Below are 19951 nucleotides of genomic sequence, written 5' to 3'. Positions count from 1 at the left end.
GCCCGACACGCCGAAGGAGGGGTGAAAAGCGCGCGGTCGAAGATGCGCGACCTGGGAATACCAAGAATGTAGTTCACAACATCCTGGGTTTGGTGAATCTGTCTGCCACAAGGTGTAGTGTCTAGACCGCTGGAAGGCCACAACGCCGCCGGTCCCTCGGGGAAGAAGGATCGACTCGATTCGGCAGGCATTCGAGCATCACGCAGCAGTCAGTCGTCAGGCCGTTTCGGCCCGTTCGAAGCAAAAGGGGCTCCCATGAACATCACCGTCTACACCAAGCCTGCTTGCGTCCAGTGCAATGCCACCTACCGTGCCCTCGACAAGGCCGGAATCGAGTACGACGTCGTCGATATCTCCGAGAACCCGGAGGCCCGCGACTACGTGATGGCGCTGGGTTACCTCCAGGCGCCCGTGGTCGTCGCCGGAGACGACCACTGGTCGGGTTTCCGTCCCGATCGCATCAAGGACCTCGCGGTCGCAGCCTGATGTTCCCGGGCTGCTTCGGCGGCACCGGCGCGACCCCGCGCGTGTGGGGCCGGTCCTTTCCGATCGAGCGAGCAGATGGTGAGTACCGATGAGTTCGTCAGCGCCCACGGGAACGCGCCTCGTGTACTTCTCGAGTGCGTCGGAGAACACCCATCGATTCGTCGAGCGGCTCGGGATGCCGGCGCACCGGATTCCGCTGCACGACCGTGACGGAGCGTTCGAGGTGCACGAGCCGTACGTGTTGATCGTGCCGACCTACGGCGGCGGCACCACCGTGACCGGACGGGACACGAGTTTCGTCCCGAAACAGGTCATCCGATTCCTCAACAACGAACACAACCGCGCACTGATCCGCGGCGTCATCGCCGCGGGCAATACCAACTTCGGCGAGTCGTATTGCTTTGCAGGCGATATTGTTTCGCGCAAGTGCAAGGTTCCGTATCTGTATCGATTCGAACTGATGGGAACCGCCGAGGACGTCGAATGCGTCCGGGCGGGGCTCGCGCAGTTCTGGGACCGGTCACTGCAGACCGCCTAGCCACCCCGCGTGGTCTCCACGCCCCGAACGACAGACCGCGTACCGGTGACCCGGGTGCGCGGCAACGCCCGTAACTCGCGTTACCCGTACTCACAGTGGGAGCAAACACCGTGACCATCACCGATCCCGCGCCGACCTCGACGAGCATCAAGTCGGACGCTTCGCTCGAAGGCCTCGACTACCACGCGCTCAATGCGATGCTCAATCTCTACGGACCCAACGGCGAGATCCAGTTCGACAAGGATGTGGCGGCGGCCCGGCAGTACTTCCTGCAGCACGTCAACCAGAACACCGTGTTCTTCCACGACCTCGACGAGAAGCTCGACTACCTCGTCGAGGAGAACTACTACGAGCCCGAGGTTCTCGAGAAGTACTCGCGCCCGTTCGTGAAGAAGCTGTTCCAGCATGCGTATTCGAAGAAGTTCCGATTCCCGACGTTCCTGGGCGCCTTCAAGTACTACACGTCGTACACCCTCAAGACGTTCGACGGAAAGCGTTACCTCGAACGCTTCGAAGACCGTGTGTGCATGGTCGCGCTGACCCTCGCCGACGGCGACGAGGTCCTCGCGACGCACCTGGTCGACGAGATCATCTCGGGCCGGTTCCAGCCGGCGACCCCGACGTTCCTCAACTCCGGCAAGAAGCAGCGCGGCGAGCCCGTGTCGTGCTTCCTGCTGCGCATCGAGGACAACATGGAGTCCATCGGTCGCGCGATCAACTCGGCTCTGCAGCTGTCCAAGCGCGGTGGCGGTGTCGCCTTGCTGCTCACCAACATTCGTGAGCACGGTGCCCCGATCAAGAAGATCGAGAACCAGTCCTCCGGTGTCATCCCGATCATGAAGCTGCTCGAGGACTCCTTCTCGTACGCCAACCAGCTCGGTGCCCGTCAGGGTGCCGGTGCCGTCTACCTGCACGCGCACCATCCCGACATCTACCGCTTCCTCGACACCAAGCGCGAGAACGCCGACGAGAAGATCCGCATCAAGACGCTGTCGCTGGGCGTCGTGATCCCGGACATCACGTTCGAACTGGCGAAGAAGAACGAGGACATGTACCTGTTCTCGCCGTACGACGTCGAACGTGTCTACGGCAAGCCGTTCGCGGACATCGACGTCACCGAGAAGTACTACGAGATGGTCGACGACAAGCGCATCCGCAAGTCGAAGATCAAGGCCCGCGAGTTCTTCCAGACGGTCGCCGAGCTGCAGTTCGAGTCCGGCTACCCGTACATCATGTTCGAGGACACCGTGAACCGGGCGAACCCGATCGCCGGCAAGATCACGCACTCGAACCTGTGCTCGGAGATCCTGCAGGTCTCGACACCCTCGACGTACAACGACGACCTGTCCTACAGCCATGTGGGCAAGGACATTTCGTGCAACCTGGGGTCGCTGAACATCGCCGCGACGATGGATTCGCCGGACATCGCGCACAGCATCGAGACCGCGATCCGCGGCCTGACCGCCGTCTCCGATCAGACCCACATCGACTCGGTGCCGTCGATCGAACAGGGCAACAACGATTCCCATGCGATCGGCCTGGGCCAGATGAACCTGCACGGTTACCTGGCGCGGGAGCGGATCTTCTACGGCTCCGACGAGGGCATCGACTTCACGAACATCTACTTCTACACGGTGCTGTTCCACGCGCTGCGCGCGTCGAACAAGCTCTCCATCGAGCGCGGCACGTACTTCAAGGGTTTCCCGGAGTCGAAGTACGCCTCGGGTGAGTTCTTCGACAAGTACACCGAGCAGGTGTGGGAGCCGGCGACCGAGAAGGTGCGGCAGATCTTCGCCGACTCGAACATCGACATCCCCACCCAGGACGACTGGCGTGAGCTGAAGGAGTCGGTGCAGCAGCACGGCATCTACAACCAGAACCTGCAGGCCGTGCCGCCGACCGGTTCGATCTCCTACATCAACAACTCCACCAGCTCCATCCATCCGGTGGCGTCGAAGATCGAGATCCGCAAGGAAGGCAAGATCGGGCGCGTCTACTACCCGGCGCCGTACCTGACGAACGACAACCTGGAGTACTTCCAGGACGCGTACGAGATCGGGTACGAGAAGATCATCGACACCTACGCCGCGGCGACGCAGCACGTCGACCAGGGTCTGTCCCTGACGTTGTTCTTCAAGGACACCGTCACCACCCGCGACGTGAACCGCGCGCAGATCTACGCGTGGCGCAAGGGAATCAAGACGCTCTACTACATCCGCCTGCGGCAGATGGCGCTCGAGGGCACCGAGGTGGAGAACTGCGTCTCCTGCATGCTGTGACGAAATCCGCCGACACTCTTCGACATCCAGTAGGGAAAGACTGATGACCACTTCCGCACCCCGTGCGCATTCGCCGGCCGACGGCGCCCGCGTCAAGCTGATCGACCGGGTGTCCGCGATCAACTGGAACCGCGTCCCCGACGAGAAGGACTCCGAGGTCTGGGATCGCCTCACCGGCAACTTCTGGCTGCCGGAGAAGGTGCCGGTGTCCAACGACATCCCCTCCTGGGGCACGCTGACCGCCTACGAGCAGCAGCTCACGATGCGCGTGTTCACGGGCTTGACGCTGCTCGACACCATCCAGGGCACCGTCGGTGCCGTGTCGCTGATCCCGGATGCGATCACTCCGCACGAGGAGGCGGTGCTCACCAACATCGCGTTCATGGAGTCGGTGCACGCGAAGTCGTACTCGAACATCTTCTCGACGCTGTGCTCCACCCGCGAGATCGACGATGCGTTCCGCTGGTCGGAGGAGAACGAGAACCTGCAGCGCAAGGCGCAGATCGTTCTCGACTACTACCAGGGCGACAATCCGCTCAAGCGCAAGGCGGCCTCGACGCTTCTCGAGTCGTTCCTGTTCTACTCGGGCTTCTACCTGCCGATGTACTGGTCCTCGCGCGCCAAGCTCACCAACACCGCCGACATGATCCGCCTGATCATCCGCGACGAGGCCGTGCACGGCTACTACATCGGCTACAAGTACCAGAAGGGCCTCGAGCAGATCACCCAGGCCGAGCGCGACGACCTCAAGGACTGGGTCTTCGAGCTGCTGTTCGAGCTGTACGACAACGAAACCCAGTACACCTCGGATCTGTACGACGAGGCGGGCCTGACCGAGGACGTCAAGAAGTTCCTGCGGTACAACGCCAACAAGGCGCTGATGAACCTCGGCTACGAGGCGCTGTTCCCGAAGGACGAGACGGACGTCAACCCGGCGATCCTGTCGGCGCTGTCCCCGAACGCCGACGAGAACCACGACTTCTTTTCCGGCTCGGGCAGCTCGTACGTCATCGGCAAGGCCGTCGTCACCGAGGACGAGGACTGGGACTTCTGATCCCCCGTGCCCGTGCGTGTTTTTGGTAGTAGGTACTACCAAAAACACGCACGGGCAGCGGCGTCTTCAAGGGCGGCGGAACCACGCCTCGGGCACGTCGCGCAGCGCCTTGTCGACGCGCAGCGCCGAGGTATCCGTCAGCTCGGCCGGCAGCGCGTCGGGCTCGAACCACGCGACCTCGACGTTCTCGTCGTCGGCCACGCGGGCGGACCCGCCGGTCGCGCGCAGCAGGAAACACACGTCCAGATACTGCGCGACGTCGCCGTTCGGGTAGGTGATCGGAGCGGTGACGTCGACACTCGTGAGACGCACGACGTCGGCGACCACCCCGGTCTCCTCCGCGACCTCGCGCACCGCCGCGACCGCGGGTTCCTCGCCGGGCTCGAGGATGCCCGACACGACGGCCCAGCGGCCGTTGTCGGCACGCCGGGTCAGCAGGATCCGGCCGTCGTCGCCGCGCACCACGGCGCTGACGCCGGACAGCCACAGCGGAGCGGTGCCGACGTGGGTACGCAGCGCGGCGACGAACTCGGGGATCGGCACGGGGCTCCTTCGGGGGATGCGGTCAGTGCGAATAGCCGTTGAGCGCCACTGTCAGGTCGACGAGCACGGCCCGCGCGGCGACCGGGCCGGGCGTGGACCACACGTCGTCGGTCACCGCGAACAACCGGCTGTCGCTCACTGCGCCGAGGTCGAGCCACCGGTCCGTCTTCATGTATTCGGTGGCCTCGGCGAGGCCGTCGTCGCCGTCGAAGCGGACGAAGATCACGTCCGCGTCGGCCGCCGCCGGATCGTCCGTGTCGACAGGTTCGAACGACCGCCCGTCGACGACACCGAAGCGCTGGGCCGGAGGGCGGCCGGCGCCGGCGTCGGCCATGACCTGACCGGCGAACGACGCGGTGCCCTCGACGACCGGGCCCTCGCCGGTGAACCGGACGATCGACGCCTGTGTCTGCGGCGAGGCGAGCGCACGTCCGACCTCGGCGGCGGCGGCGAGGTAGTCGTCGAGCACCCGCTGCGCGGCGTCCCGGCGGCCGAGGGCGTCGCCGACGCGCAGGAACTGCTGACGCCAGAACACCGGATCGGAACCGACGGTGACGGTCGGTGCGATCGCGTCGAGCCGGTCGTACAGATCGGTATCGACGGACGATCCCAGGATCAGATCCGGCTGTGCCTGCGCGACCCGGTCGAGATCGGGTAAGTCGCCGGAGCCGACCGACGGCAGCTGGGCGATGCCGGTGCCGAGGTAGTCGAAGTAGCCGGGATCGATCGGGGTGAACGCCGTGCCGACGACCCGCTCCCACAGTCCGAGCGCGCACACCGCGTCCATGGCGGCGAGGTCGAGCACGACGATGCGCTGCGGATCCGCGGGAACCTCGGTGGTGCCCGAGGTGTGCACGACGCTCCGGGTGCCGGACGCCGGGTGCCCGGCGTCCGGCGGGGCGGGCAGTGCGCACGACGTCGTGGTGTCGCGATCGACGCCGATCACCGCGGCGCCGGCGATGCGGGTGGTCGTCCGCACGATGCTGTCCGCCGGATCGTCCGTGGCTTCCCCGCATCCCGCGAGGGCGAGGGTCGCTACGGTGACGGCGGCGAGGACGGCAGTGCGGGACCGGTGCGCAACGGGCAATTCGACCACTTCCTGTTTCGGGGACGGTCCAGGTTATCCCTTGTGCGGATCGACCCCGAACGCCTCCGCGAGGTCGTCGAGGATCAGGTGCGCCCCCTGGATGCTGACGGGGGTCATCCACATGCTGTCGTCGACGTCGATCTTGCGGCCCCGGAGGTTCTTCCACAGCGGGTTGGTCAGGAACGGCTGCGCGGCGTCCGCGGTCTTGCCGTCGGGGTCCCGGTACATCGAGACGAAGATGACGTCGGCGTCCGCCTGGGCGATCAGCTCGGGGCTGATTGCATTCATGATGCTGCTCGGATCGGCGGGGTCCGGTCCCTGGCTCTCGGGCCGCGCCAGGCCCGCGTCCCCGAGGACGATGCCGCTGAACGAGGTGGTGCGGTACAGCCGGGCGGTCGGTTCGCCGGCGAAGCGCACGACCGAGACGGTCGGGTTGTGCGCCGAGGCGTTGATCTCGTCGCCGATGGCCTTCGCCCGGGTCTCGTACTCGCGGATCTTCTGCTCGGCGAGGTCCTCCTTGCCGAGTGCCCGCGCTGTGAGCCGGATGTTGTCCTTCCAGGTAGGCCCGGTGGACTGGGAGAAGACGGTGGGCGCGATCGCGGACAGCTCCTCGTACTGCTCGCCGTTGCGGACCTCGGCGGACAGGATCAGGTCGGGTTGCAGGGCGGCGATCTGCTCGAGACTGACGTCGGAGACCTTGCCGACCGAGACGGCGTCTGCGGCGTATTTCTCGCGGGCGTCGCCGACGTACTCGGGCAGGCCCTCGGTGCGGTAGTCGACGTAGCCGACGAGTTCGCTCTCGAGCAGCAGCGTCGCGTCGGCGTAGCTGGTGTCGAGCGCGACGATGCGCAGGGGAGTGTCGTCGAGTGTGGTCGAGCCGCGGAAGTGTTCGACAGTTCGCGGGAAGCCCGCCGCGGAGGAGACGGACGTCTCGGACTCGGCGTCTTCGGCCGAGCAGCCGGCGAGTGTGATTGCGGCGGTGAGCGCCGATGCGAGTGCGATGGTCGCGCGGCGGCGGAACAGTGGGAGCACGTCTATACCTGGGCCTTTCGGGGGGCGGATCGATGATGCGGCGCCAACGGTATCGAACTAAGGTATTGCTACCCTAATCTGCGTGGAAGTGTGACGTAGATCATCCGAGCGCGGCGATCCCGCAACGCGCAGGGAGGGGTTCGGCGTGTCCGCCCGGTGGACAACGCGCTGGTCACGGCGGCACCTCGAGGTACGCTGTCGCACCGAGTACGACACTGAGTAGGACCCGGTGGGTGGCCACTGCGTGCAGGGTCTACGATTCGATTCAGCGCAAGCCAGAGACCGCTCACCTCCAGCCCGAGGTCGAGCGCGCATTCAGGAGGATTAGTGACTGCCGTAGCGCCCCAGCCAGTCCCAGAGATAGCTGCAGCAAGGCCGTACCCACCGCGGCAGGGACCCAAGGGTTCGTTCATCTACAAGATGATCACGACTACAGATCCCAAGGTGCTCGGGATCATGTACATGGTCACCTCGTTCTCGTTCTTCCTCATCGGTGGCCTCATGGCCCTCCTGATACGCAGCGAGCTCGCGGTCCCCGGCATGCAGTTCCTGTCGAACGAGCAGTACAACCAGCTGTTCACCATGCACGGCGGCATCATGCTGCTGATGTACGCGACACCGGTCGTGTTCGGCTTCGCGAACTACATCCTGCCGCTGCAGATCGGCGCCCCCGACGTGGCGTTCCCGCGCCTGAACGCCTTCAGCTACTGGCTGTACCTGTTCGGTGCGGTGGTCGTGGCCTCGTCGTTCTTGACGCCCGGCGGCGCCCCGGACTTCGGCTGGACGTCCTACACACCGCTCGCCGACGAGGTGCACACGCCCGGCGTCGGCGCGAACCTGTGGGTGACGGGCCTGGCCATCATGGGTCTGGGCACGATCCTCGGTGCGGTCAACTTCACCACCACCGTCGTCTGCCTGCGTGCCCCCGGCATGACGATGTTCCGGATGCCGATCTTCACCTGGAACATCCTCATCACGAGCCTGCTGATCCTGCTGGTGTTTCCGCTGCTCACCGCCGCGTTCATGGGACTGTTCGTCGACCGGGTGCTGGGCGGCCACATCTTCGATCCGGGCACCGGCGGTGTGATGCTGTGGCAGCACTTGTTCTGGTTCTTCGGCCACCCCGAGGTGTACATCATCGCGCTGCCGTTCTTCGGCATCGTCTCGGAGATCTTCCCGGTCTTCTCCCGCAAGCCGATCTTCGGTTACACCGGCCTGGTCTACGCGACCCTGGCGATCGCCGCGCTGTCCATCGCGGTGTGGGCACACCACATGTACGCGACCGGCGCGGTGCTGCTGCCGTACTTCTCGTTCATGACGTTCCTCATCGCCGTTCCGACCGGTGTGAAGTTCTTCAACTGGATCCTGACCATGTGGAAGGGTCACCTGACGTTCGAATCGCCGATGCTCTTCTCGGTCGGCTTCGTCATCACGTTCCTCTTCGGTGGCCTGACCGGCGTCGTCCTGGCCAGCCCGCCGCTGGACTTCCACCTGCACGACACGTACTTCGTGGTCGCCCACTTCCACTACGTGCTCTTCGGCACCATCGTGTTCGCCACGTACGCGGGCATCTACTTCTGGTTCCCGAAGATGACCGGCCGCATGCTCGACGAGCGCCTCGGACGCTGGCACTTCTGGCTGACCTTCATCGGCTTCCACACGACCTTCCTGGTGCAGCACTGGCTCGGTAACGAGGGCATGCCGCGCCGGTACGCCGACTACCTGCCGACCGACGGCTTCACCACCCTGAACACGATCTCGACGGTGGGCGCGTTCATCCTCGGTGCGTCGACGCTGCCGTTCCTGTGGAACGTGTTCAAGAGCTACCGGTACGGCCAGGTCGTCACGGTCGACGACCCGTGGGGCTACGGCAACTCCCTCGAGTGGGCCACCTCGTGCCCGCCGCCGCGGCACAACTTCACCGAGCTGCCGCGTATCCGCTCGGAGCGTCCGGCGTTCGAGCTGCACTACCCGCACATGATCGAGCGGATGCGGGCCGAGGCCCACGTCGGCCCGGGCAGCCACAAGCACAACGTGGCAGTGCACGAGGGCGCCGACAGGGAAGCCCTCAAGTAGGCCGGTCCGCCGACCGGCACCGCAACGGTGAACGCAAGGCCCCGCCCGAATGCTCGGGCGGGGCCTTGCGCGTGACCGGGCGGTGCACAGACCCCCAACCCGGCGGCAGCCCCTTCGATTGGCAGAATGGACGGGCACGTGCCGCGAGAAGACGAAGGATCGGAGACGTAGTGGCGTCTGACACCACAGTGCTGGTGACAGTGACGGGACCGGATCATCCCGGTGTGACCGGTGTGCTCTTCGCGGCGCTCTCCCGCCACGATGTGGATCTGCTCGACGTCGAGCAGGTTGTCATCCGCGGTCGGCTGACCCTCGGAGTTCTGGTCTTGTGCCCGAACGACCCCGAGGCCCTGCAGGACGAGGTCGAGGCGGCCATGGCCACCGTCGGCATGAACGCCGATGTGCAGACCGGCGTCGAACGGGGCCTCGAGCACACGGTCTCGACGCACGCCGTCGTGGTGCTCGGCAGCCCCGTCAGCGCCCGCGCGATGCGCTCGGTCGGCCGGGAACTGGCCCGATTGGGTGCCAACATCGACTCGATCCGTGGCATCGCCGACTACCCGGTGACCGGTCTCGAACTCATGGTGACGGCGGCGGACACGGATGCCGACGCCGACGCGAAGCTGCGGGCCGGCCTCGCCGAGGTCGCCGCGGGTCTCGAGATCGACATCGCCGTCGAGCGCGGCGGTCTGGCCCGGCGTTCCAAGCGCCTGATCGTGTTCGATGTCGACTCGACCCTCGTGCAGGGCGAGGTCATCGAGATGCTCGCCGCCCACGCCGGTGTCGAGGACAAGGTCCGCGCCGTCACCGAAGCCGCAATGCGCGGCGAGATCGACTTCACCGAGTCGCTGAACCAGCGCGTCGCCACTCTGGCCGGTCTGCCCGCGACCGTGATCGACGAGGTCGCCGCAACCCTGGAGTTGACCCCCGGCGCCCGCACCACCATCCGCACGCTGCGCCGCCTCGGGTTCCGCTGCGGTGTCGTCTCCGGCGGCTTCCGTCAGGTCATCGAGGGTCTCGCCCACGAACTGGAACTCGACTTCGTGCGCGCCAACACCCTCGAGATCGTCGACGGCAAGCTCACCGGCCGTGTCGTCGGCGACGTCGTCGACCGCGCCGCCAAGGCCCGCGCTCTGCGCGAGTTCGCCGACGAGGTCGGGGTGCCGATCGAACAGACCGTCGCGGTCGGTGACGGCGCGAACGACATCGACATGCTCAGCGCCGCCGGCCTCGGTATCGCGTTCAACGCCAAGCCCGCGCTGCGCGAGGTCGCCGACACCGCCCTGTCGTACCCCTACCTCGATGCGGTGCTGTTCGTGCTCGGCGTGACTCGCGACGAGGTCGAGGCTGCCGACCGGGTGGACGGCACGCTGCGCCGCGTGCCGCTCGACAGCGGTGCCTGATCCCGACCCCGGGTTCGGTGCGCGTCACCGGGTGCTCGCGCGCGGATACGGGCACCGCCCGGACCCGGACGATCCCGCCGCGGTCCTCGCGATGCCGATCGTGCTGCACATTCCCAAACAGGACCCGCCGCGGCGCAGCGCGCTGCTCGAAGCCGCGGCGGCGGCGACGATCGCCCTGTGCCTGGACCCGCGCGTCGGGCCGGATGCGGACGGTCGGCCCGGCCCGTGGCAGGACGCCTATCTCGCGTGGAACGACGCGCGGATCCGGAAGGTCAGCCGGCGCGCCCGCGGCGCGCAGTGGCGGGCCGCGCAGGACGTCGACGGGATCACCGTCGACCGAGCCGGCGCGCAGGCCCGCGCGCTCGTCCCGGGACCGGTCGGGGATCTCGACCCGCGGATTTCGCGGTTGCAGATCGGCGGCACCGACCTACCCCCCGACGACCCCGCCGACCCGGAACCCGGCGTCCCGGTGTTCTGGATCGACGCCTCACTCGACATGACCGTGGGCAAGGCCGCTGCTCAGGTCGGGCACGCGGCGATGCTGTTGGCCGGTGATCTCGACGAGGACGCGGCGCGTGCGTGGGCCGCGGACGGTTACCGCTGCGCCGTGCGCGACGCCGACCCCGCGCGCTGGCGGGAACTGCGCGCCCGGGTAGAAGACGGCCGGGGCCCGGTCGCTGCGGTCCGCGACGCCGGTTTCACGGAGGTCGCTCCCGGTTCGACGACGGTGATCGCGGTCACCGGCTGAACCCACGCCGGGCTCAGCCGTCGGTCCGGAACACGAGCACGGTCGGTCCGGTCACCTCGAGCTCGGCGCCGACGGCTCGGGGAGACGTGTCGGCGGGCGCACCGTCGGGAGCGCTCGAATCGAACACGCACACCACCCGGGCCCGATACCACTCCGGTCCGGCGAGGACGATCGTCGTCGGGCCACCGGCGTGCAGCACGATCAGGCCGCTGCTGTCCGCGAGCGGAACTCCGGCCCGCGTGACCGTGCCCAGTCGCGATCCGTCCACCCACGCCTGCAGCGTGCGCCGGTCGTCGTCGTGCCAGCCCGACTCGTCGAGTTCGACGCCGTCACCGCCGAACCACACCAGGTCGGGGAAGCCGACGGTGCGGGCGCGGCCGTCGAAGAAGCGGCGCTGGCGCAGCACCGGCACGACCTTGCGCAACAGCAGCAGCTGACGCACGAACGCGATCCGGGTCGTGTCGGCCGACGACCAGTCCAGCGGCCACGCATCGGTGCGCGGGGTGTCCGCCGGAACGCAGTACGCGTTGTTGTTGCCGCGTTGACTGTTCCCGAATTCGTCGCCCGCGAGCAGCATCGGGGTGCCGGTGGACAGCAACAGAGTCGACAGCAGTGCCCGCACGTGCCGGTCGCGGGCGGCGACGATCTCCGGGTCGGCCGTCGGGCCCTCCACGCCGTGGTTGACGGACTCGTTGTGGTCGGCACCGTCACGTCCGTCCTCGCCGTTGTCCTCGTTGTGCTTGCGTTCGTAGGCAACCAGATCGGCAACCGGAAATCCGTCGTGGGCGGCGACGAAATTGATCGACATCCACGGTTGCCGCACGGTCCGGCTGTACAAGTCCTCCGAACCGGCAAGGCGCGAGGCGATCTCCCGCACCCCGGACCGGCCCGTCCAGAAGCGGCGCACCGCATCGCGGTAGCGATCGTTCCATTCCGACCATTGCGCCCCGAACTCGCCGAGCCGATAGCCCGGCCCGGTCGCGTCCCACGGCTCGGCGATCAGCTTCAGATCCGTCAGTACCGGATCGGTCGTGATCGCCGTCAACAACGCGGCCCGCGGATCGAACTCCCCGCCGCGCGGGCGTCCCAGCGCGCTGGCCAGATCGAAGCGGAACCCGTCGACACCCATCTCGGTGGCCCAGTAGCGCAGGCTGTCGCACACCATCCGCACCGCGATCGGCGAGTTGCCGTCGACGGTGTTGCCGCAGCCGGTCAGGTCGACGTCGAGGCCGTGCTCGTCGAGCAGGTAGTAGCCGGGCGCGTCGAGTCCGCGCCACGACAGCGTCGGGCCGGCCACCGACCATTCGCAGGTGTGGTTGTAGACGACGTCGAGGATCACCTCGATCCCGGCTGCATGCAGCGCGTCCACCATGGACCGGAACTCGTCGATCTCGGCGCCGGGCACGCTCGCGTATCCGGGGTGCGGCGCGAAATAGGCGGCGGTCGAATAGCCCCAGTGGTTGCGCATCCCGCGCGCCCGCACCGGAGGTTCGGTCACGAACGCGTGCACCGGCAGCAACTCCACCGCGGTCACCCCGAGATCGACGAGATGCTCGAGCACCGCCGGCGCGGTCAGCCCCGGATAGGTGCCGCGCAGTTCGGGCGGCACCCCGGGGTGCCGTGCGGTGTAGGAACCGACATGCAGTTCGTAGAGCACCGTCTGTTCCCATGCGGTGCCGGGCCGGTCGTGCCGGGCTGGTCCGGACGGGCCGGTCACCACGGAGAGCGGGGTGTGGCCGAGCGAATCGACGGTGGACGGATCACCGAACGGATCGTCGTGGTAGGCGAGCAGCCGCTCCGGATCGCCGACGTCCCCGGCCAGCCGGCGTGCCCACGGATCGAGCAGCAACTTGTGGGGGTTGGTGCGCAGCCCGGCGCGGGGTTTCCAGGGGCCGTGCGCCCGGTATCCGTAGCGCTGCCCGGGACCGACCCCGGGGACGGTGCCGTGCCAGATCCCGAAGGTCCGGTCCGCCAGATCGATTCGCTGCTCGCGACCGTCGTCGTCGATCAGGCACACCTGCACGCGGTCGCTGTGCGGGGCGTGCACGGAGAAATGGGTGCCCGCGTCGGGGTGGCCGACGCCGAGGACGGTCGCTCCGAGCGGGAAGGGACCGCGGTGGGCATGCGCCGCCGGCGGCGCGGTGGGATCGGTGGAGGACGACACGAAAGACGATCCTGCCGTGAATCGGCGGCCGGGGTAGTCCAAGATGGACGGCGTGGCACAACCTGATCCCGATCTGCTCATCGAATTCGACGACGTGTTGGTGCGGCGGGGCGGCAACGTCCTGGTCGGACCCGTGACCTGGAAGGTGGAGCTGGACGAACGCTGGGTGGTGCTCGGACCCAACGGCGCCGGCAAGACCTCGTTGCTGCGGATCGCGGCCGCGGAGACGTTCCCGACCTCCGGTACGGCGAGCGTGCTGGCCGAGCGGTTCGGGCACACCGACCTGTCCGAATTGCGGCCGCGCATCGGGATGTCGTCGTCGGCACTGGCCAATCGAGTGCCGTACGACGAGAAGGTCTCCGATCTGGTGGTGTCCGCCGGGTACGGGGTGCTCGGCCGGTGGCGGGAGCAGTACGACGCGATCGACACCGAGCGGGCGACGGAGATGCTCGAGAGCCTCGGCGCCGAACATCTCGCCGGCCGTACGTACGGCACCTTGTCGGAGGGTGAACGCAAGCGTGTCCTCATCGCCCGGGCGCTGATGACCGATCCGGAACTGCTGCTGCTTGACGAGCCGGCCGCGGGCCTGGACCTCGGGGGTCGCGAGGAACTGGTCGCGCGTCTCGCGACGCTCGCCGCGGATCCGGATGCCCCCGCGACGGTGCTGATCACCCACCACGTCGAGGAGATCCCGCCGGGCTTCACCCACGCGATGCTGCTCAAGGAAGGGCAGGTGGTGTCGCAGGGGCTGATCGACGACGTGATCACCGCAGAGAACCTGAGCACCGCGTTCAGCCAGTCGATCACGCTCGACCGTGTCGACGGCCGGTACTTCGCGCGTCGCACCCGGGAGCCGGGCCGGCACCGCGTGCAGGTCTGAGCCCGGGTCGGGCCGGCGCCCAGTGCCGGTCCCGCCGCGACGGTGCCGGTCCCGATGCGATGTGGATCACGCCGTCACGTACTTTGTATGCATGTCTACCGAACGTTCGGCAGCGCCCTTCGATCCGGCCGCGGTGCCGATCAAGGACGCCTCCACCGTGCTCTTGATCCGCGATTCCGACCGTGGCGTCGAGGTGTTCCTGCAGCGCCGCGTCGTCGGCATGGACTTCGCCGGCGGCATGACGGTGTTCCCGGGCGGTGGCGTCGACCCATCCGACAGCGCCGCGTCCGTGCGGTGGGCCGGCCCGCCCGTCGCATGGTGGGCCGAACGGTTCGGGACCACCGAGGCACGCGCGCAGGCACTGGTGCTTGCCGCGGTTCGTGAAACCTTCGAGGAGTGCGGTCTGCTGCTGGCCGGACCCACCGAGGACACCGTCGTCGCCGATACCACGCCTTACGCGCAGGCGCGTCGACGTCTCGAGGCGCGGGAGTTGTCGTTCGGCGACTTCCTCGAGGCCGAAGGGCTCGCGGTGCGCACCGACCTGCTGCGGCCCCGCGCGAACTGGATCACCCCGCTCGGTGAGCGCCGCCGCTACGACACCCACTTCTTCGTCGCGGCCATGCCCGAGGGGCAGCACGCAGACGGCGACACCAGCGAAGCCGAGCACGTGCAGTGGCGCACGGCCACCGAGGCGCTCGAGGACTGGAAGTCGGGTGCGTCGATCCTGCTGCCGCCGACCTGGGCGCAGCTCACGTCGTTGACCGGCTACGCCAGCATCGCGGACGCGCTCGCCGACGAGGTGGTGATCGAACCGATCCTGCCGATCATGTCGCGCAACGACGACGGGCAGATCCACATCTCGTTCGTCGACGACGAGGGCTACTACACCGGGGGACCGCACCCGTGGGCGTCGCGCACGGATGTGTAGCGGGTCGCGTACGGCCTGCTCGCCGATCCGTGGCAGCCGGGCACTAGCCTGAGCGGCATGGCTGAATTCGTCACTCTCGAGGTGTCCGACGGCATCGGAACGATCAGACTCGACCGACCGCCGATGAACGCGCTGAACCGGCAGGTGCAGGAGGAGATCCGTGCAGCGGCCCGGGAGGCCACGGTGCGCGAGGACGTCAAGGCCGTGATCGTCTACGGCGGTGAGAAGGTGTTCGCCGCCGGTGCCGACATCAAGGAACTCGCCGAGACGAGTTTCGTGCAGATGAGCGAGATCATCGCGGATCTGCAGTCGGCGATCGGGTCGATCGCGGACATCCCGAAGCCGACGGTCGCGGCGATCACCGGCTACGCGCTCGGCGGCGGCCTGGAACTCGCGCTGGGTGCGGACCGCAGGGTCATCGGCGACAACGTCAAGGTCGGGACGCCGGAGATCCTGCTGGGCATCATCCCCGGTGGCGGGGGAACGCAACGGCTCGCGCGGCTCGTCGGTCCGTCGAAGGCGAAGGACATCGTGTTCACGGGCCGGTTCGTCGGACCGGACGAGGCGCTCGAGATCGGGTTGGTCGACGAAGTGGTCGCGCCGGACGAGGTGTACAACGCGGCGCGGACGTGGGCGTCGCAGTTCACCGGCGCGGCCTCGCGTGCCCTCGCGGCGGCGAAGGCCGCGATCGATCAGGGTCTGGACACCGACCTGGGTACCGGCCTGAAGATCGAGCAGCACGTGTTCGCGTCGCTGTTCGCCACGGCCGACCGCACGATCGGGATGGAGTCGTTCATGGCGAACGGGCCGGGTAAGGCGGTGTTCACGGGGGAATAGGCCCGGAGAAACTGGAACTTGTTCCACACTTACCGATGGGTAGGATCACCCCTATGACTGCAAGCAGGACCGACGGGACCGATCCCGCGCCGAACCCGCACGCCACCGCCGAAGAGGTCGCCGCTGCGCTCGAGGACACCAAGCTCGCCCAGGTGCTCTACCACGACTGGGAAGCCGAGTCCTACGACGAGAAGTGGTCCATCTCGTACGACGAACGGTGCATCGACTACGCCAAGGGCCGCTTCGACGCGGCCGCCGGCGAGCAGCCCCTCCCGTACGGGAAGGCGCTCGAACTCGGTTGCGGCACCGGCTTCTTCCTGCTCAACCTCATGCAGGCGGGCGTCGCGAAGTCCGGTTCGGTGACCGACCTGTCGCCCGGCATGGTCAAGGTGGCGCTGCGCAACGCCGAGCACCTCGGACTCGACGTCGACGGCCGAGTCGCCGACGCCGAAACCATCCCGTACGAGGACGACACCTTCGACCTCGTCGTGGGTCACGCTGTCCTGCATCACATCCCGGATGTCGAGCAGTCGCTGCGCGAGGTCCTGCGCGTCCTCAAGCCCGGCGGCCGGTTCGTGTTCGCCGGTGAGCCCAGCACCGTCGGCAACTTCTACGCACGGTGGCTCGGCCGCATCACGTGGGAGGCGACCACCAGCGTCACCAAGCTGCCGTTCCTGAGCGGCTGGCGCCGCCCGCAGACCGAGCTCGACGAGTCGTCGCGTGCCGCCGCGCTCGAAGCCGTCGTCGACCTGCACACCTTCGATCCGTCCGATCTCGAGAAGATCGCGACCGCCGCCGGTGCCGTCGAGGTGAAGGCGTCGAGCGAGGAGTTCGCCGCGGCGCTGCTCGGGTGGCCCGTGCGCACCTTCGAGGCTGCTGTGCCGGAGGGGAAGCTCGGCTGGGGCTGGGCGAAGTTCGCGTTCGGCGGCTGGAGGACGCTGAGCTGGGTCGACGAGAACGTGCTCAAGCACGTCGTCCCGCGCAGCTTCTTCTACAACGTCATGATCACCGGTGTGAAGCCCGGCAAGTAGTTGGGCTACGACTTCACCCTCGCCGACGTCGCGTACCTGACGTCGGACGAGGCGGCGTCCGCCTTGACCGAGGTGGACGGACGAGAACTGTCCGCGCGTACGCGTCTGGCCGACACCGGCTGGGCGCGTACGCGTTTCGGAGACCGCGCCGGACTGCTCGTCGAGACGGTGCTGGCGCGCCGCAAGGCCGTGGCGAAACTGCCGGCGGCCGGGGCGTGGCTGCTCACCGACGACGCGGTGCAGCAGGCCACCCCCGCCGCGGTGGCCGCGCACCGCGCCCGGCGTCTGGCCGGGCGGCGCGTCCACGACGTGACCTGCTCGATCGGTGCGGAATTGGCTGCGCTCGTCGGCGTCGCCGATCTCGTGATCGGCAGCGACCTGGACCCGGTTCGGTTGGCGATGGCCGCACACAATGTGCCGGGCGCGTCCCTGCTCCGGGCCGACGCGTTGCGGCCGGTGACCCGCGGCACCACCGTGATCGCCGATCCGGCGCGTCGCGCCGGCGGTCGCCGCACACACGACCCGGCGGCCTTGCAGCCGCCTCTGCCGGATCTGCTCGACGTGTACGACGGCCGTGATCTGGCCGTCAAGTGCGCACCAGGGCTGAACTTCGACGCACTCGACTGGGCGGGGGAGGTCGAGGTGGTTTCGCTCGACGGCGGCGTCCGCGAGGCGTGTCTGTACTCACCGGGTCTGTCGGGCCCCGGTGTCCGGCGCCGGGCGAGCGTGCTGCGTTCGGACGGAACCGGGTTCGAGGTCACCGATGCGATGACCGACGACATCGACGAACGCCCGCCGGGACAGTGGATCGTCGATCCCGACGGTGCGATCGTGCGGGCCGGACTGGTCCGCCATTGGGCGGCGCATCACGGTCTGTGGCAACTGGATCCGCGCATCGCCTATCTCACCGGCGACACCCTGCCCGGCGGGGTGCGCGGCTTCCACATCCTCGACCGCTTCAAGTACACCGAGAAGACGCTGAAACAGGCTCTCGCGCAGCATGACTGCGGGATCGCCGAGATCCTCGTTCGCGGCGTCGACGTCGATCCCGCGGTGCTGCGCCCGCGCCTGAAACTGCGAGGGACGCGGTCGCTGTCTGTTGTGCTGACACGGATCGGTCGCACCGCCGAGGCGTTCGTGTGCGAGGCGTCGTACCAGCCGGTGCGCAACCGATAGAACGGCAGCCCAGAACACCAGTGCGACGGCGAGCCCGACGGGAGGGAAACTCCGGCCGTAGCCGAAGATCCGATCCCGCACGACCTTCATCGGTGCGGGATCGGACGATGCCTCGGTGGTCAGCTCAGTGCCTTGGCCTTGAGCCGGAGGAACTCGTCGCCGGTGATCGTGCCGGCGTCGAGCAGCGATTGCGCTTCGGCGATCTCGGCGGCCGGGGTGCGACCGGCGACCTTGCGGATGTAGTCGTCGGCGGCGTGCTGCGCGGCGTCGTGCGCGGCGCTGGACCGCTCGGCCATGCCGCGACCGCGGATCAGCAGGTAGGCGAACGCGGTGATGTACGGGAAGACGATCAGAAAGATGATCCAGACGACCTTCACCACTGCCGAAGCGGAACGGTCGCGAAAGAGATCAGTGAGCACCTGGAACAGAATGAGCAGGTACGCGACGAACGCGAAGACCACCAGCGTGTACCAGAACAGATCCCACAACGAGCTCAACAACGTCACAGACCTTTCACATGGGTGAGATTCGAGAAACCTCACCAACGGGTGCCCCGACCCGGGAATATCAGTACTCGACGACGCGCCGTCCGCGCGCGCGGACGGCGCAGATCGCATCATCGGTGGCGCAAATCGATCAAGGCTGGGACGGGTGCTGTGACGGCGGCCGTACCTCTCCCGGAGCGACACCACGCTCTGCCCGCAACGCGCGACGCAGCTCCGCACTCGAGGTGAATCCGGCCGCTACGGCAATCTCCGCGACCGTGAAGTGCCTGCAGTTCGGATCCCCCAGAAGTCGCACCGCATGCCGGGTCCGCCGCATCCGGAGATGGCCGGCGATCGTGGTGCCGCGCAGGGAGAACGCCCGCTGCAGGGTGCGCAGCGGCACCTGTACTCGTTCGGACAGTGTCGCCGGCGTCAGGGATCGATCGGCGAACTCGGTGTCGAGCACCATCGCGGCACGGGCGTACAAACCACCCGCCAGTTCCAGGGAATCGGCTCGAGTGTCCGAGGATTCGTGGTGGAGACCCACGATCAGGTCGACCAGCGCCTTCTCCACGCCCCGGCTCGTCGGGGCCGAGTCGTTCCGGGCGCTCCACCGCAGCGCGGAATGGGCCACGGAGTGCAGCGCGTGCGTGGACAAGGTCGGCTGGGCCGGACCGAATGCGACTTCGTCGTGACCGAGCCGAACACCGCGCTCCAGCAGCCGGAGCCGGTCGAACTGCATCAGGAGGATGGTGGAACCGGCGACGTCGAGCGCCTCGTGGCGGTTCCAGCCGACCTGCGCGAGCATTTGTCCGGTCGCGACGGTGACTTGCTCATTTCCGGTGTCGATCCGGCGCTCGCCGGTGAGCATCAGACCCAGGTTCACCACGTCGGCGTCTTCGACGTTCCCGGCCATCGCACAGTGACTCGTCATCGAAACGCTCGTGACGACAACGGAGCCGACGTCGCAGATCTCCATCGTGAACCGGAAGTGATCCGCATCCGGCACCGACAACGACGTCTTGTTGCCGGCCTCGGGGGTCATCGCGTCGAACCCGTCCCGACCGCTGAGTTCGATCTTCCGATACACCACCCGGTCCTTCCACACATCGCAGCACCGCTGTCTCACCAACGATCAAGTACAGCATCTCGGGACCCGATGGCGGCGTATCGACGTGCCCGGACACGCAGCGCGTGTCCGGGA

The 19951-nt window shown here is 67.6% G+C and carries 18 protein-coding genes; 12 read left to right on the top strand and 6 right to left on the bottom strand.

The features are described 5' to 3' along the window. The first annotated feature begins 255 nt into the window (after positions 1-255). The 4 genes from RZ1_RS10030 to nrdF all read left to right on the top strand — a co-directional run bounded on the left by RZ1_RS10030 (position 256) and on the right by nrdF (position 4357). Positions 256-486: a redoxin NrdH gene (locus tag RZ1_RS10030; protein ID WP_072811431.1), complete on the top strand. Its 231-nt coding sequence runs from the start codon at positions 256-258 to the stop codon at positions 484-486. Positions 487-574: 88 nt separating this feature from the next. Continuing rightward, the gene (gene nrdI, locus RZ1_RS10025; RefSeq protein ID WP_072811429.1) at positions 575-1024 is read left to right on the top strand and encodes a class Ib ribonucleoside-diphosphate reductase assembly flavoprotein NrdI; all 450 of its coding nucleotides are present in this window, start codon (positions 575-577) and stop codon (positions 1022-1024) included. 110 nt (positions 1025-1134) lie between these two features. Continuing rightward, complete coding sequence (nrdE, locus tag RZ1_RS10020) at positions 1135-3303, top strand: class 1b ribonucleoside-diphosphate reductase subunit alpha (protein ID WP_072811690.1); 2169 nt, start codon at positions 1135-1137, stop codon at positions 3301-3303. Positions 3304-3346: 43 nt separating this feature from the next. Next, positions 3347-4357, top strand: coding sequence for a class 1b ribonucleoside-diphosphate reductase subunit beta (gene nrdF / locus RZ1_RS10015; protein WP_072811428.1), 1011 nt, complete (start codon positions 3347-3349; stop codon positions 4355-4357). Between the two features lie 66 nt (positions 4358-4423). On the opposite strand, the gene RZ1_RS10010 is transcribed toward nrdF, so the two are convergent. The 3 genes from RZ1_RS10010 to RZ1_RS10000 are packed head-to-tail and all read right to left on the bottom strand — an operon-like array spanning position 4424 to position 7019. Beyond that, a complete protein-coding gene (locus RZ1_RS10010; protein ID WP_072811426.1) occupies positions 4424-4900 on the bottom strand; it encodes an NUDIX hydrolase in 477 nt (158 codons plus the stop codon). Positions 4901-4922: 22 nt separating this feature from the next. Further along, positions 4923-5987 (bottom strand): ABC transporter substrate-binding protein, encoded by a 1065-nt coding sequence (locus tag RZ1_RS10005; RefSeq protein ID WP_072811688.1) that lies wholly within the window; start codon positions 5985-5987, stop codon positions 4923-4925. A 33-nt stretch (positions 5988-6020) separates the two neighbouring features. Beyond that, the gene (locus tag RZ1_RS10000) at positions 6021-7019 is read right to left on the bottom strand and encodes an ABC transporter substrate-binding protein (protein ID WP_072811425.1); all 999 of its coding nucleotides are present in this window, start codon (positions 7017-7019) and stop codon (positions 6021-6023) included. Between the two features lie 327 nt (positions 7020-7346). Between RZ1_RS10000 and ctaD the strand changes: the two genes are divergently transcribed. From ctaD to RZ1_RS09985, 3 genes are all read left to right on the top strand, one after another. After that, positions 7347-9095 (top strand): aa3-type cytochrome oxidase subunit I, encoded by a 1749-nt coding sequence (ctaD, locus tag RZ1_RS09995; RefSeq protein WP_072811423.1) that lies wholly within the window; start codon positions 7347-7349, stop codon positions 9093-9095. A gap of 170 nt (positions 9096-9265) precedes the next feature. Continuing rightward, the gene (gene serB, locus RZ1_RS09990; protein WP_072811422.1) at positions 9266-10498 is read left to right on the top strand and encodes a phosphoserine phosphatase SerB; all 1233 of its coding nucleotides are present in this window, start codon (positions 9266-9268) and stop codon (positions 10496-10498) included. Beyond that, entirely contained in the window at positions 10491-11246 is a 756-nt protein-coding gene (locus RZ1_RS09985; RefSeq protein WP_072811421.1) for a peptidyl-tRNA hydrolase, read from the top strand. Before serB ends, RZ1_RS09985 begins: the two co-directional genes overlap by 8 nt. 13 nt (positions 11247-11259) lie before the next feature. Here RZ1_RS09985 and glgX read toward each other — a convergent pair whose 3' ends face one another. Beyond that, on the bottom strand, positions 11260-13410 hold the full coding sequence (gene glgX / locus RZ1_RS09980; protein WP_072811419.1) for a glycogen debranching protein GlgX: 2151 nt from the start codon (positions 13408-13410) through the stop codon (positions 11260-11262). A gap of 43 nt (positions 13411-13453) precedes the next feature. On the opposite strand from glgX, the gene RZ1_RS09975 reads away from it, so the two are divergent. The 5 genes from RZ1_RS09975 (at position 13454) to RZ1_RS09955 (ending at position 18262) form a co-directional block, all read left to right on the top strand. Then, complete coding sequence (locus RZ1_RS09975; RefSeq protein WP_072811418.1) at positions 13454-14290, top strand: ABC transporter ATP-binding protein; 837 nt, start codon at positions 13454-13456, stop codon at positions 14288-14290. 91 nt (positions 14291-14381) lie between these two features. Next, positions 14382-15218 (top strand): NUDIX hydrolase, encoded by an 837-nt coding sequence (locus tag RZ1_RS09970; protein WP_072811417.1) that lies wholly within the window; start codon positions 14382-14384, stop codon positions 15216-15218. A 57-nt stretch (positions 15219-15275) separates the two neighbouring features. Beyond that, on the top strand, positions 15276-16055 hold the full coding sequence (locus RZ1_RS09965) for an enoyl-CoA hydratase-related protein (protein ID WP_072811415.1): 780 nt from the start codon (positions 15276-15278) through the stop codon (positions 16053-16055). Positions 16056-16108: 53 nt separating this feature from the next. Further along, complete coding sequence (locus RZ1_RS09960) at positions 16109-17086, top strand: class I SAM-dependent methyltransferase (protein WP_072811414.1); 978 nt, start codon at positions 16109-16111, stop codon at positions 17084-17086. Next, on the top strand, positions 17087-18262 hold the full coding sequence (locus RZ1_RS09955) for a THUMP-like domain-containing protein (RefSeq protein WP_072811413.1): 1176 nt from the start codon (positions 17087-17089) through the stop codon (positions 18260-18262). Between the two features lie 119 nt (positions 18263-18381). On the opposite strand, the gene RZ1_RS09950 is transcribed toward RZ1_RS09955, so the two are convergent. Together RZ1_RS09950 and RZ1_RS09945 are read right to left on the bottom strand one after the other, a co-directional pair. Then, the gene (locus tag RZ1_RS09950; protein WP_072811686.1) at positions 18382-18762 is read right to left on the bottom strand and encodes a PLDc N-terminal domain-containing protein; all 381 of its coding nucleotides are present in this window, start codon (positions 18760-18762) and stop codon (positions 18382-18384) included. Positions 18763-18898: 136 nt separating this feature from the next. Continuing rightward, positions 18899-19837, bottom strand: coding sequence for an AraC family transcriptional regulator (locus tag RZ1_RS09945; protein ID WP_072811684.1), 939 nt, complete (start codon positions 19835-19837; stop codon positions 18899-18901). Between the last annotated feature and the right edge of the window lie 114 nt (positions 19838-19951).

Source organism: Rhodococcus zopfii NBRC 100606 = JCM 9919 (assembly GCF_001895025.1).
Taxonomy (GTDB): domain Bacteria; phylum Actinomycetota; class Actinomycetes; order Mycobacteriales; family Mycobacteriaceae; genus Rhodococcus; species Rhodococcus zopfii.
The sequence above is the reverse complement of the archived record's forward strand: the minus strand, read 5'-3'. Positions and strand labels throughout refer to the sequence as shown.